Source organism: Dokdonella ginsengisoli (assembly GCF_042652785.1).
Classification (GTDB): domain Bacteria; phylum Pseudomonadota; class Gammaproteobacteria; order Xanthomonadales; family Rhodanobacteraceae; genus Dokdonella_A; species Dokdonella_A ginsengisoli.
This window is the reverse complement of record NZ_JBHSHD010000003.1, coordinates 421,928-434,841: the sequence shown is the minus strand read 5'-3', so window position 1 is coordinate 434,841 and position 12,914 is coordinate 421,928. Positions and strand designations below refer to the sequence as shown.

At 68.7% G+C, this 12,914-nt stretch carries 11 protein-coding genes; all 11 read left to right on the top strand.

From position 1 onward, the window contains the following. The first annotated feature begins 199 nt into the window (after positions 1-199). The 11 genes from ACFO6Q_RS04100 to ACFO6Q_RS04050 all read left to right on the top strand — a co-directional run bounded on the left by ACFO6Q_RS04100 (position 200) and on the right by ACFO6Q_RS04050 (position 12,914). Positions 200-940 carry a DsbC family protein gene (locus ACFO6Q_RS04100; protein WP_380019258.1) on the top strand — a complete coding sequence of 247 codons (741 nt, stop codon included), beginning with the start codon at positions 200-202 and terminating at the stop codon, positions 938-940. A gap of 17 nt (positions 941-957) precedes the next feature. Next, entirely contained in the window at positions 958-1,716 is a 759-nt protein-coding gene (locus ACFO6Q_RS04095) for a DsbC family protein (RefSeq protein ID WP_380019257.1), read from the top strand. A gap of 175 nt (positions 1,717-1,891) precedes the next feature. Continuing rightward, positions 1,892-5,764: a phosphoribosylformylglycinamidine synthase gene (purL, locus tag ACFO6Q_RS04090; protein ID WP_380019255.1), complete on the top strand. Its 3,873-nt coding sequence runs from the start codon at positions 1,892-1,894 to the stop codon at positions 5,762-5,764. After that, positions 5,764-6,441, top strand: coding sequence for an exosortase H-associated membrane protein (locus tag ACFO6Q_RS04085; RefSeq protein ID WP_380019254.1), 678 nt, complete (start codon positions 5,764-5,766; stop codon positions 6,439-6,441). Before purL ends, ACFO6Q_RS04085 begins: the two co-directional genes overlap by 1 nt. 107 nt (positions 6,442-6,548) lie before the next feature. Beyond that, positions 6,549-8,294: a type II secretion system ATPase GspE gene (gene gspE, locus ACFO6Q_RS04080; RefSeq protein WP_380019252.1), complete on the top strand. Its 1,746-nt coding sequence runs from the start codon at positions 6,549-6,551 to the stop codon at positions 8,292-8,294. Positions 8,295-8,298: 4 nt separating this feature from the next. Next, positions 8,299-9,516 carry a type II secretion system inner membrane protein GspF gene (gene gspF, locus ACFO6Q_RS04075; protein WP_380019250.1) on the top strand — a complete coding sequence of 406 codons (1,218 nt, stop codon included), beginning with the start codon at positions 8,299-8,301 and terminating at the stop codon, positions 9,514-9,516. Between the two features lie 46 nt (positions 9,517-9,562). Further along, positions 9,563-9,988 carry a type II secretion system major pseudopilin GspG gene (gene gspG / locus ACFO6Q_RS04070; protein WP_380019249.1) on the top strand — a complete coding sequence of 142 codons (426 nt, stop codon included), beginning with the start codon at positions 9,563-9,565 and terminating at the stop codon, positions 9,986-9,988. An 80-nt stretch (positions 9,989-10,068) separates the two neighbouring features. Beyond that, positions 10,069-10,545, top strand: a complete 477-nt coding sequence (locus ACFO6Q_RS04065) for a GspH/FimT family pseudopilin (RefSeq protein ID WP_380019298.1) — start codon at positions 10,069-10,071, stop codon at positions 10,543-10,545. Positions 10,546-10,609: 64 nt separating this feature from the next. Further along, positions 10,610-11,176 carry a hypothetical protein gene (locus ACFO6Q_RS04060; RefSeq protein ID WP_380019248.1) on the top strand — a complete coding sequence of 189 codons (567 nt, stop codon included), beginning with the start codon at positions 10,610-10,612 and terminating at the stop codon, positions 11,174-11,176. Continuing rightward, positions 11,173-11,904, top strand: a complete 732-nt coding sequence (locus ACFO6Q_RS04055) for a prepilin-type N-terminal cleavage/methylation domain-containing protein (RefSeq protein ID WP_380019247.1) — start codon at positions 11,173-11,175, stop codon at positions 11,902-11,904. The genes ACFO6Q_RS04060 and ACFO6Q_RS04055 overlap by 4 nt, the downstream gene beginning before the upstream one ends. A 74-nt stretch (positions 11,905-11,978) precedes the next feature. Then, positions 11,979-12,914 (top strand): type II secretion system minor pseudopilin, encoded by a 936-nt coding sequence (locus ACFO6Q_RS04050; RefSeq protein ID WP_380019245.1) that lies wholly within the window; start codon positions 11,979-11,981, stop codon positions 12,912-12,914.

Below are 12,914 nucleotides of genomic sequence, written 5' to 3'. Positions count from 1 at the left end.
TCCACATCCCTTTCGCACCTGTCAAGAGCTTCACTTTCCCCCGTCCACCCCCACGTGCGAGAATCGCCGGCCTTCGCGGAACCAAGCCGTCCGGCGGCGGTCCGATCCCTTCTGCAGGGAACTCGCGCCGGTCGCGTGCAAGCCGAGCCGCCTGTGGCCGGTCCTGGATTCCGCTTCCTTTCCGAACTACGAGGTCGTCATGCGTCTTCCCCTGTTCATTGCCGGCCTGCTGGCTGCCGTCACGGCCACGGCGGCCACTCCCGAGGAGACGGCCCAGAAGGCGATGGCGGCGCTGGCGCCCAACATCAAAGTGGACGTGGCGCAGGAGTCGACGATTCCCGGCTTCTACGAGGCGATGGCCGGCGGCCAGTTCCTCTACATCAGCAAGGACGGGCGCTACATCGTCGACGGCAACGCCTACGACGTCGCCAACAAGCGCGACCTCACCGCGAAGTCGCGCGCCAAGGCGCGCAAGATCGCCCTCGACAAGGTCGGGCCGGAAAAGCGCATCGTGTTCGCGCCGCAGCCGCCGATGCAGACCAAGCACACCATCACCGTCTTCACGGACATCGACTGTCCGTTCTGCCGTCGTTTCCACCAGCAGATCGCCGGCTACAACGCCAAGGGCATCGCGGTGGAATACCTGTTCTACCCGTTGACGATCCATCCCGGCGCCGACAAGAAGGCCGAGGCCGTGTGGTGCGCGAAGGATCGCTCGACCGCCTTCACCGCCGCGATGAGCGGGCAGGATCCGGGCAAGGGAACCTGCCCGAACCCGGTCCCGGAGCTGTCGCGGCTGGCCACCTCGCTGGGCATCGGCGGTACGCCGACGATCCTCGGCCCGGACGGCACGCAGATCCCGACGCAGCTCGCGCAGTCGCCCGACCAGCTCGCCGCCGAACTCGATCGCCTGGCGCAGGTCGCCGTGGCGAAGAACTGACCCTGGGACTTTTCGAAATGAACCTCCGCCGTTCCGTCCTCCGTACCTCTCTCCTCGCCGCCTGCGCGGTGGCGCCGCTGGCCCAGGCCGCCGATTCCCCGGCCGATGCCGCCGCACGCAAGGCGCTGCAGGCGCTGGTGCCGCAGGCGAAGATCGACAAGATCGAGGAAGCGCCGATTCCGGGCTATCGCCAGGTCATCATCGGCAGCCAGATGCTCTACATCAGCGACGACGGCCAGTACCTCATGCAGGGCTCGCTCTACGACGCGCAGGAAAAACGCGACCTGACCGCTGCGCGCATCGCCCAGCAGAGCAAGGTCAAGCTCGACGCGGTGCCCGCCGACCAGCGCATCGTGTTTCCCGCCGCCGGCGGCAAGCCGAAGTACAAGGTGACGGTGTTCACCGACATCGACTGCGGCTACTGCCGCAAGATGCACACGCAGATCGCCGAGTACAACAAGCGCGGCATCGAGGTGGACTACCTGTTCTTCCCGCGCACCGGCCTCAACACGCCCTCGTACGACAAGGCGGTCTCGGTGTGGTGCGCGAAGGACCGCAATGCGGCCTTCACCGACGCCAAGGCCGGCAAGGCGCTGCCGCCGGCGAAGTGCGACAACCCGATTGCCGACCAGTTCAAGCTCGGCACCCAGGTCGGCGTCGACGGCACGCCGACGATCCTCGCCGCGGACGGCACCAAGATCGGCGGCTACCTGCCGCCGGACCAGATGGTCGCCAAGCTGCAGTCGCTCGGCGCGGTGCATCTGGCCGGGAACTGACCTGCGCGATCGTCCGTGACTGCCGCGGTCGCGGAGCACATGGCTCCGCGGCCGACGGCTGCGTGCGGATCCGGCCGCGGCTGTGCCTGGCCGCAGGTTCCGGCAGGCACTCGTCTTCCGCGTTGCAGGCGGGCATCCGGTATCATAGCGAGCTGTTCCTGATCGCCCGAGCGCCATGATCGCCCTCGACGGCCTGCCTGCGCTGTCTCCGTTCCGCATCGACCGCCTCAACATCGAACTCGCGCGCACCGCGCCCGATTGCAAGGTGCTGGCGGCGCATCACGTCTATTTCGTCGACCCGGCCGCCGACGCGGCGCTCGACCTGCCGCGCCTGTGCGAGGTGGTCGAGGCGCAGGCCGGCCCCGCCCGCGCCGCCACCGTGTGGGTCGTGCCGCGGCTCGGCACGCGCTCGCCGTGGTCGAGCAAGGCGACCGACATCCTGCAGGAGTGCGGTTTCGCCGTCCGGCGCATCGAGCGCGGCCTGGCCTTCGACCTCGTCGGGCTGCCCGCCGCCGGTGAGGCGCGCGACGCGGTCGTGCGCATCCTGCACGACCCGATGACGCAGTCGGTGGTTTCCTCGCTGGATGACGCCGCGCACCTGTTCGATGCCGGTGCGCCGGGGCCGCTGCTGCGCGTGGAACTGCACGCCGCCGCGGCGGCGGCGCTGGCCGAGGCGAACACGCGGCTCGGTCTGGCGCTGGCCGACGACGAGATCGCCTACCTCGCCGAACGCTACGCGGAACTCGGCCGCGATCCGAGCGACGCCGAGCTGATGATGTTCGCGCAGGCCAATTCCGAGCACTGCCGGCACAAGGTCTTCAACGCCTCGTTCAGCGTCGACGGCCAGGCGCAGGCGCGCTCGCTGTTCGCGATGATCAAGCACACGCACCAGTCCTCGCCGGCGTACACGCTGTCGGCGTATCACGACAACGCCGCGGTGATCGAAGGCAATCCGGTGCAGCGCTTCTTCGCCGACGCGGGCGACGGCGTGTTCCGCCGCCACGCCGAGAGCGCGCCGTACGCGATCAAGGTCGAGACGCACAACCATCCGACGGCGATCTCGCCGTATCCGGGCGCGTCGACCGGCTCGGGCGGGGAAATCCGCGACGAAGGCGCGACCGGCCGCGGCGGCAAGCCGAAGGCCGGACTGGTCGGCTTCACGGTTTCGCACCTGCGCATTCCGGACCTGCCGCGGCCGTGGGAGAAGGAACGTCCGCTGCCGCCGCGCTTCGCCAGCGCGTTCGAGATCATGCGCGACGGCCCGCTCGGTGGCGCCGCGTTCAACAACGAATTCGGCCGCCCCTGCCTGGGCGGCTATTTCCGCACCTTCGAGCAGCCCGGCGCGACGCCGCAGGTGCGCAGCGGCTACGACAAGCCGATCATGATCGCCGGCGGCCTGGCCAACCTGCGTCCGCAGCACGTCGAAAAGCGCCGCCTGCAGGATGGCGATGCGGTCGTCGTGCTCGGCGGTCCGGCCATGCTGATCGGCCTCGGCGGCGGTGCCGCCTCGTCGATGGCCGGCGGCGCCAGCAGCGAACAGCTCGATTTCGCCTCCGTGCAGCGCGACAACCCGGAAATGCAGCGACGCTGCCAGGAAGTCATCGACGCATGCTGGGCGCGAGGCGACGACAACCCGATCGTCTCCATCCACGACGTCGGCGCCGGCGGCCTGTCGAACGCGATCCCCGAGCTGCTCAACGACTCCGGCGTCGGCGGCCGCATCGAACTGCGCAAGATTCCCAGCGACGACGCGCAGCTGTCGCCGATGCAGATCTGGTGCAACGAATCGCAGGAGCGCTACGTGCTCGGCGTGCACGCGCACGACCTGGCCGGCTTCGAGGCGATCTGCGCGCGCGAGCGCTGCCCGTTCGCGGTGGTCGGCACGGCGACCGCCGAGCGCCGTCTTCTGGTCAGTGACGAACTGCTCGGCGGCGAACCGATCGACCTGCCGCTCGACGTGCTGTTCGGCAAGGCGCCGCGCATGCAGCGCGACGCACGCCGCCGCGACGTGCGCGTCGACCTGGTGCCGGACATCGAAGGCATCGAGCTCGACGAGGCGATCGGGCGCGTGCTGCGCCTGCCGGCGGTGGGTAGCAAGTCGTTCCTGGTCACGATCGGCGACCGCACGGTCGGCGGCCTGTGCTCGCGCGATCCGATGGTCGGACCCTGGCAGGTGCCGGTGGCCGACTGCGCGGTCACGCTCGGCGACTTCGACGGCTACGCCGGCGAGGCGATGGCGATGGGCGAACGCACGCCGCTGGCGCTGCTCGATGCCGCCGCGAGCGCGCGCATGGCGGTCGGCGAGGCGCTGACGAATCTGGCCGCTGCGCCGGTGGCGCTCGACCAGGTACGCCTGTCGGCGAACTGGATGGCCGCGGTCGGCGTCCCTGGCGAGGACGCGGCGCTGTACGACGCGGTGCAGGCCGTCGGCATGGAGCTGTGCCCCGCGCTGGGCGTGTCGATTCCGGTCGGCAAGGATTCGCTGTCGATGCAGACGCGCTGGTCGAGCGCGGGCGGCGCCGGCTTGGAAACGATCGACCAGCAGACGGTATCCCCGGTGTCGCTGATCGTCTCGGCGTTCGCGCGCGCGTTCGACGTGCGCCAGGCGCTGACGCCGCAGCTGGCGCTGGACCAGGGCGACAGCGAGCTGTGGCTGCTCGACGTCGGCGCCGGCGCCAACCGCCTCGGCGGCTCGGCACTGCTGCAGGTATTCGGCCGCGACGGCGGCGCCCCGCCGGATCTGGACGATCCGCGCCGGTTCGCCGGTTTCTTCGCCGCGGTCCAGGCGGCCAACGCGCAGGGCCTGCTGCTCGCCTACCACGATCGCAGCGACGGCGGCGTCCTCGTCGCCCTGCTCGAAATGGCCTTCGCCGGGCACTGCGGCCTGGATCTCAAGCTCGACGGCTGGGCCGAGCATTCGCTGGCGGCGCTGTTCAACGAGGAGCTCGGCGCGGTCGTGCAGATCCGCACGGTCGACCGCGAGGCATTCCTCGCGCTGCTGGACGCGCACGGCGTGCGCGAGCTGGCCCACCGCGTCGGTGCACCGAATCCGCGCATGCGCGTGAAGCTCGCCGTCGGCGGCGAGCCGGTGGCCAAGTGGAAGTGGGCCGAGCTGATGCGCGCATGGTCGGAAACCAGCCACGCGATGCAGCGCCGGCGCGACAATCCGGCGAGCGCCGACGGCGAGAACGACTGGCGCTGCGACGACTGCGATCCGGGCATCACGCCCAGGCTCGGCTTCGATCCGGCCGAGGACGTGGCCGCGCCGTTCATCGCCACGGGCGCGCGTCCGCGCGTGGCCGTGCTGCGCGACCAGGGCGTCAACGGGCAGGTCGAGATGGCGGCCGCGTTCACGCGCGCCGGCTTCGACGCGGTGGACGTGCACATGACCGATCTGCAGACCGGCCGGCGCCGGCTGTCGGAATTCGCCGGGCTGGCCGCCTGCGGCGGCTTCAGCTACGGCGACGTGCTCGGTGCCGGCCGCGGCTGGGCCGCGTCGATCCTGTACAACGAGCGCCTGCGCGAGGAATTCGCCGCGTTCTTCGCCGATGCGTCGAAATTCGCGCTCGGCGTCTGCAACGGCTGCCAGATGCTGGCCAGCCTGAAATCGATCATCCCCGGTGCGGAACACTGGCCGCGCTTCGTGCGCAACGCCAGCGAACAGTACGAGGCGCGTCTGGTCACGCTCGAAGTGCTGGATTCGCCGTCGATCTTCTTCGCCGGCATGGCCGGATCGCGCATTCCGGTCGCCGTCGCGCACGGCGAGGGCCGCACCGAATTCGCCGCCGTGGCGGACGCCGCGCGTGCGATTGCCAGCGTGCGCTTCGTCGACAACCACGGGCACGCCACCGCGCGGTTCCCGCTGAACTCCAACGGCTCGGCCGACGGAAACGCCGGCTTCACCGCGGCGGACGGGCGCGTGACGATCCTGATGCCGCATCCGGAGCGGGTGTTCCGCAGCGCGCAGCTGAGCTGGCGACCGCGCGAATGGAGCGAGGATTCGCCGTGGATGCGCATGTTCCGCAACGCGCGCGTCTGGGTCGGCTGATGCGTCTGTCGCCGATCCGCGAATTCGCGCTGAAGGCGCTGCTCTGGCTGCCGCTGTGCTTCGTGGTGTGGTTCTGGCTGGCGCCGCTGTGGGTGCAGCCGGCGGTGGCGCTGGCGCGGATGATGCTGCTCGGCATGTGGAACGAACTCTTCACGGCGGTCGTGCAGGGCGGTGAAATCCTCGACGCCGGCGGCAAGGTCGTCGCGCACGCCGGCTACCTGGTGCAGCTCACGACCACGGTGGTGGTCACCATCCCGGCCGGGCCGGGCGGGCCCGGCGGCGTCGGCGTGCTCGAGCCGACGATCAATCCGATGGTCTACGGATATTCCCTGCCGCTGTTCAGCGGCCTGGCGATGGCGACGCCGCTGAACATGCGGCGGCGGCTGGTGCAGATGCTGTTCGCGTTCCTCGCGATCTGGCTCGCGCAGGCCTGCGGCGTGGTCGCCGAGAGCCTGAAAGTGATCGCCTTCGACTCCGGCGCCGAAGGCGCCGCGGCGGCCGCCCGCGCCGGGCTGGCGCCCAATGCGATCGCGTTCGCCTACCAGTTCGGCTACCTGATCCTGCCGGCGGTGGTGCCGGCGGCGCTGTGGATCGGACTGAACCAGGCGTTCATCGAACGGCTGGTGCGGCCGGCGAGGGAACCGGAAGGGGAAAGCCGGGGTCAGAACAGCGCTTGATCCCGCACAGTGCCAATGTGAAACAATCCGTTTTTCACTGAAATGCGCGGCCAGGAATGGCCGTTCCTCGACCGTCGCGATCACGGAAGGTCGCACAGGTGGACATTATGGTAGCCGTCGCTCCGCTCGAATCCGCCGCTTCGCGGCCCGCCGTCGAGGCCAGCCTCGACGACCGCATCTGCCAGTTCCTGGTCGCGCGCGGCCGCCTGAAGGAAACCGACCTCGTGCGCGGCCGCCGCCTGCACGAGGAAGACCCCGCCTCGGGCAGCCTGGTGTCGCTGCTGACGCGGCTCGGACTCGTCTCCGAGCGCGAGATGGCCGAAGCGGTGTCCGAACTGCTGTCGCTGCCGCTGCTGTCGGCGAAGGAATTCCCCGAGACGCCGCCGCAGAACGTGCAGACCTCGGTGCGGTTCCTCAAGCATCACCACCTCTGCCCGATCGGCGAGACCGACGAGGAAGTGACGGTGCTGGTGGCCGACCCCGCCGACGCCTTCCCGCTGCAGGCGCTCAGGCTGGCGACCGGCCGCGAGATCAAGCTCAACATCGGCCTGCGCAGCGAGATCGACGACCTCATCGAGCGCTACTACGGCTCCGGCCGTTCGGCGATGGGCACGATCGTGGAGAACCTGACCGACGAGAACAATCGCAGCGAGGACGACATCGAGCACCTGCGCGATCTCGCCTCGGAAGCGCCGGTCATCCGCCTGGTCAACCTGATCATCCAGCGCGCGGTCGAGCAGCGCACCTCGGACATCCACGTCGAACCGTTCGAGAACCGCCTCAAGGTGCGCTACCGCATCGACGGCGTGCTGCACGAGGTCGAGTCGCCGCCGGCGGCGTCGACCGCCGCGGTCATCTCGCGCATCAAGATCATGGCCAAGCTCAACATCGCCGAGCGCCGCCTGCCGCAGGACGGCCGCATCATGATCCGCGTGCAGGGCAAGGAGCTCGACCTGCGCGTGTCGACGGTGCCGACCGCGCACGGCGAATCGGTGGTCATGCGTATCCTCGACCGCGAAGCGGTCGTGTTCGACTTCAAGACGCTCGGCTTCACCGACCAGTTCCTGCAGAAGTTCCTCAACGTGCTGGAGCTGCCGCACGGCATCATGCTGGTCACCGGCCCGACCGGCTCGGGCAAGACGACCACGCTCTACACGGCGCTGTCCAAGCTCAACACCGACGACGTCAAGATCATCACGGTCGAGGACCCGGTCGAGTACCAGATCGAAGGCATCAACCAGATCCAGGCCAAGGCGGCGATCGGCCTGGATTTCTCGCATGCCCTGCGCTCGATCGTGCGCCAGGACCCGGACATCATCATGATCGGCGAAATGCGCGACCTGGAAACCGCGAAGATCGCGATCCAGTCCGCGCTGACCGGCCACTTGGTGCTCTCCACCCTGCACACCAACAACGCCGCCGGCGGCATCACGCGCATGCTCGACATGGGCGTGGAGGACTACCTGCTGACCTCTACCGTCAACGGCATCCTCGCGCAGCGTCTCGTGCGGCGGCTCGACCTGCCCAATGCGCAGCGGGTCGAGGCGATGCCCGAGGTGATCAAGGAATACGAACTGGAGAAGTTCACCGACGAACGTCCGATCAAGATCTACAAGCCCGGCTCCAGCGTGGCGAATCCGACCGGCTACTTCGGCCGTACGACGATCATGGAATTCCTCGTCATGTCCGACGCGATCCGCCGCCAGATCATGCAGCACGCCGGCATGGGCGACATCGAGCAGCAGGCCCGCGCCGAAGGCATGCGCACGATGTTCGAGGACGGGCTGGTCAAGTCCCTGCAGGGCAGCACCACGATCGAGGAGGTGCTGCGCGTGACCTCGTCGGAGAACTGACCGCATGACCCTGTACTACTACAAGGCGGTGACGCCCTCCGGCGAGACGCTGGAAGGCCAGCTCGACGTCGGCACCCACGAGGAGGCGATCGGCAAGCTGCAGGACGCCGGCAACATTCCGCTGGAGGTGCGCGAGGCGGACGGCGGCGATTCCGCCAGCCTGTTCGCCGCCCTGTTCAAGCGCGCGACCCTGAGCGAGGCGCAGGTCGTGCAGTTCACCCAGCAGCTGGCGACCCTGCTCGGTGCCGGCCAGCCGCTCGACCGCGCGCTGCAGATCCTGCTCGACCTGCCCGAGGGCGAGAAAGCCAAGCGCATGCTCGAGCGCATCCGCGATCAGGTGCGCGGCGGCACGCCGCTGTCGGACGCGCTCGAGGCCGAGCACGGCAGCTTCTCGCGCCTGTACGTGAACATGGTGCGCGCGGGCGAGGCCGGCGGTTCGCTCGACGACACGCTCGCGCGCCTGGCCGACTACCTCGAGCGCAGCGCGCAGCTCAAGAGCAGCGTCATCAACGCAATGATCTATCCGGCCTTCCTGGTCGGCATGGTGCTGCTGTCGCTGATGGTGCTGCTGATCTACGTGGTGCCGCAGTTCGCGCCGATGTTCCAGGACATGAACATCGAGATGCCGCTGATCACCAAGATCGTGCTCGCGGTCGGCTCGACCCTGCAGAACTTCTGGTGGGCGATCCTCGGCGCGGTCATCTTCGGTGCCGGCTGGCTGCGGCGGCAGATGGCCGATCCGGTGTCGCGGCTGAAGGTCGACGAGCGCCTGCTGAAGCTGCGCGTCGCCGGCGACGTCATCCGCAAGGTCGAGACCGCGCGCCTGGCGCGCACGCTCGGCACGCTGCTGAAGAACGGCGTGCCGCTGCTGAACGGGCTGACCGTCGCGCGCAACGTGATGGGCAACAGCGTGCTCGCCGAGGCGGTCGGCAATGCGGCGGAAGAGGTCAAGACCGGCGGCGGCCTCGGCTACGCGCTGACGCAGTCCAAGCGCTTCCCGAAGCTCGCGCTGCAGATGATCAGCGTCGGCGAGGAATCGGGCGAGCTCGACACGATGCTGCTGAAGGTCGCCGACACGTTCGACGTCGAGGTGAAGAACACGCTGGATCGTCTGCTCGCCGCGCTGGTGCCGGCGACGACGATCGTGATGACGGTCATCGTGGCGATGATCATGATGGCGATCGTGCTGCCGATCATGAACATCGCCGGTGCGGTGCAGTGAGAACGACGGAATTTCGGGTTCGGGGTTCGTAGAAGAGGAAGCAGAGATGAAAGCAAAGCGTAACCATCGCCTGCCGCGCGCGGCGGGCTTCAGCTTGATCGAGATGCTGGCCGTGATCGTGCTGATCGGCATCGTCGCGGGCATCGTCGTGCAGCAGGTCGGCAAGAACGTCGACAAGGGCAAGTACGGCTCGGGCAAGGCGCAGGTGCAGGCGCTGGCCGGAAAGATCGAAGGCTATGCGCTGGACAACGGCTCGCCGCCGGCGCGCCTGGAGGATCTGGTCAGCAAGCCGGGCAATGCCTCGAACTGGCAGGGGCCGTACGCGAAGGAATCCGACCTGAAGGATCCGTTCGGCCGTCCGTTCCAGTACAAGTCGCCCGGCGAGCACGGCGACTTCGACATCGTCTTCCTCGGCAAGGACGGCCAGGCCGGCGGCGATGGCGTGAACCAGGACTACGGCAACTGGCAATGAAAAGCCGGGAATCGGGAATAGGGAATGGGGAATGGGGAAGAGCGGTCGCACCCGCGCGCTCTTCCGATTCCCGTTTCCCGATTCCCCATTCCCAGCCGTTCGCGCGCAGTCGCGCGAACGGCTTCACCCTCGTCGAACTGATGGCGGTGATCGTGCTGCTGGCGATCGCGCTGACGGCGGTGACGTTCTCTTTTTCCAAGAGCCTGCAGAGCGCCAAGATCCGCGGCGCCAGCCGCGATCTCGTCGCGGCGCTGCGCTACACGCGCGGACAGGCGATCGTGAAGGGCAAGCAGTCGGTCCTGCTGCTCGATCTGGACAACAATTCCTACACCGCGCCCGGCAAGGGCGCCGTCAAGCTGCCCAAGGGCATGAACCTGCGCCTGACCACGGCCGAGACGGAGGTCACCGGCGGCAATTCGGGCGGCATCCGCTTCTTCCCGGACGGAAGTTCGACCGGCGGCCACATCTCGGTGCTGCAGGGCCAGCGCGAGTGGCGCGTCAACGTCGCCTGGCTGACCGGCGAAATCGCGCTCGACGAAGCGCCGGAAGCGAACTAGCCGCGGTTCGCGCGGTCCACTCTTTCCGATGAATCGCCAGCGCCCCCCAGCCAACGCACGCCGCATGCGCGGCTTCAGCCTGATCGAGATGGTCGCGGCCTTTCTCGTCTTCGCGATCGGCATCGGCGTGCTGATGCAGGTGCTGGCCGGCTCGATGCGCAACACACGGCAGTCGTCGGACTACACGATGGCCGCGCTGTGGGCGCAATCCAAGCTCGACGTCGTCGGCGTCGGCGAGCCGATCGAACCGGGCCGCAGCAGCGGCCGCTTCGACGACGTCTACGGCTGGGAACTCGACATCCAGCAGGTCGATCCGGCCGCGATCGAACCGCCGCCGCAGCAGCAGACGCTGGCGGCCGGCAACCAGGCCGTCGGCGGCGCGCAGCGCAACGGGCAGTCGTCGGTGTCGAACGCCGGCCTCGGCGGCGGCATGCAGGCGTCGCCGTTCGATCTCTACCAGATCGACCTCACGGTCTTCTGGGGCGGTCGCTTCGGCGGTCGCCCGCGCACCGCGACCTTCAGCACCCTGCGTGCGCAGAATCCCGATCCGAACAACGGCATGCCCGGCGTCGGCCTGAACCAGCAGCAGGGCGCGATGGCCAATCCGCGCTTCGGCGGGGGCACGCGATGACGCGGCCCTTTCCGCCGTCGCGTGCGCGGGGCTTCACCCTGCTCGAGGTAATGCTCGCGATCCTGCTGCTGGCGCTGCTGCTGGCCGGCACCTATGGCGCGATCCGCACCGCCGTCAACGCGATGCATTCGGGCGAGGCGGCGATCGATCGCACCAATCGCGTACGCGTGGCGCAGGAATTCCTGCGCCGCCAGATCAGCCGCATCATGCCGCTGTCCTTTGGCACCGACGAAAACGAGAACACGAACATCGTGTTCGAGGGCGACGGCAAGCTCATGCGCTTCGTCGCGCCGATGCCGGGCTACCTGTCGAAGGGCGGCGCCTACGTGCAGACGCTGGAATTCGCCGGCAACCGCAGCGGCGGGCGCCAGCTGATGTTCGGCAACGAGATGCTGAACGGCTTCGACCCCGAGGAGAAGTCGGGCAACGAGCCGGTGGTCCTGCTCGACCAGATCGCCGAGGGCCGTTTCGAGTACCGCATGCTCGACGAAAACGGCGAGCTGACCGACTGGCTCGACGACTGGGAGGATCCGAGCGTGACGCCGGTGATGGTGCGCATCGTGGTGCGCATGCAGCCGCAGGCGCACGTCGAGTTTCCGGAGATGGAGATTCCGCTGATGCTCGACGTGGGCGCGATGCGCGTGAACCGGCCGGGACAGACGCTGCGCGGCGTGGGTCTGCAGAGCAACATGGGCGGGATGCGCTCCCGCTCGGGGCGGTCGCGATGAGCGCCGCCGCGATCCCCGTCCGCCCGCCGAAACGGCGCGCCCGCCCGGCGTTCGCGCCGGCGCGGACGCGCGGCGTGGCCTTCGTGCTCGTGCTGTGGGTCATCGCGATGCTGGCGATCCTGCTCGGCAGCTTTTCGCTGATCGCGCGCACCGAGAACCTGCAGGCGCGGCACATGTTCGACACCACGCAGGCGCGCTACGCGGCCGAGGCCGGGCTCAATCTCGCCGTCTACGAATTGCGCAAGGCCGATCCGATCGAGCGCTGGGTCGGCGACGGCCGCCCGTACCGCTTCAACTACGGCGGCGCCGAGATCGAAGTCCAGATCACCGACGAATCGGGCAAGATCGACCTCAATTCGGCGTGCAACTCGGGCATGAGCGCCGGCGCGGGCACCGGTACGGGCGCGGCGGGAGGAACGATGGGTTCCAACATCCTGGTGAACCTGTTCATGTCGAAAGGGGTGCCGCTGGAACAGGCCGAGGCGCTCGGCGCGGCGATCGCCGACTGGTGCGATCCCGACGACCTGAGCCAGCCCAACGGCGCCGAAATCGACGACTACAAGGCTGCCGGCCTGTCCTACGGGCCAAAGAACGCGCCGTTCGACACCGTTTCCGAGCTGCAGCAGGTGTTCGGCATGAACTACGACCTGTTTTCCAAGGTCGAACCGGCGCTGACGATCTATTCCGGCCGTTCCTCGCCCAGCGCCGGCGCGGCGCCGCTGGAAGCGCTGCAGGCGATGTTCCCTGAATCCTCGCCGGAAGAGCTGCAGGCGCTGATCCAGATGCGCCAGTCGATGTCCCCCAACGATCTCGCCGGCGCCGGGCTGACCCTGCCGGACGGCACCCCGCTCATGGCGGGCGGCGGGGGGCTGACGTATAGTGTGAAGTCCCGTGCGAAGCTGCCGAACGGCGCCAGCACAACCTTGGATGCCACCATCCGCATGGGCGGGGTCGGTACGGGCGGACGGCCGTACTCGATCCTGCGCTGGCGCGATGGGGAAGCTTCTTAG

Bases quoted from the DNA above. Each gene is read 5' to 3' on its own strand.
- ACFO6Q_RS04100 (WP_380019258.1), top strand. From the start codon at position 200: ATGCGTCTTCCCCTGTTCATTGCCGGCCTGCTGGCTGCCGTCACGGCC.
- ACFO6Q_RS04095 (WP_380019257.1), top strand. From the start codon at position 958: ATGAACCTCCGCCGTTCCGTCCTCCGTACCTCTCTCCTCGCCGCCTGC.
- purL (WP_380019255.1), top strand. From the start codon at position 1,892: ATGATCGCCCTCGACGGCCTGCCTGCGCTGTCTCCGTTCCGCATCGAC.
- ACFO6Q_RS04085 (WP_380019254.1), top strand. From the start codon at position 5,764: ATGCGTCTGTCGCCGATCCGCGAATTCGCGCTGAAGGCGCTGCTCTGG.
- gspE (WP_380019252.1), top strand. From the start codon at position 6,549: ATGGTAGCCGTCGCTCCGCTCGAATCCGCCGCTTCGCGGCCCGCCGTC.
- gspF (WP_380019250.1), top strand. From the start codon at position 8,299: ATGACCCTGTACTACTACAAGGCGGTGACGCCCTCCGGCGAGACGCTG.
- gspG (WP_380019249.1), top strand. From the start codon at position 9,563: ATGAAAGCAAAGCGTAACCATCGCCTGCCGCGCGCGGCGGGCTTCAGC.
- ACFO6Q_RS04060 (WP_380019248.1), top strand. From the start codon at position 10,610: ATGCGCGGCTTCAGCCTGATCGAGATGGTCGCGGCCTTTCTCGTCTTC.
- ACFO6Q_RS04055 (WP_380019247.1), top strand. From the start codon at position 11,173: ATGACGCGGCCCTTTCCGCCGTCGCGTGCGCGGGGCTTCACCCTGCTC.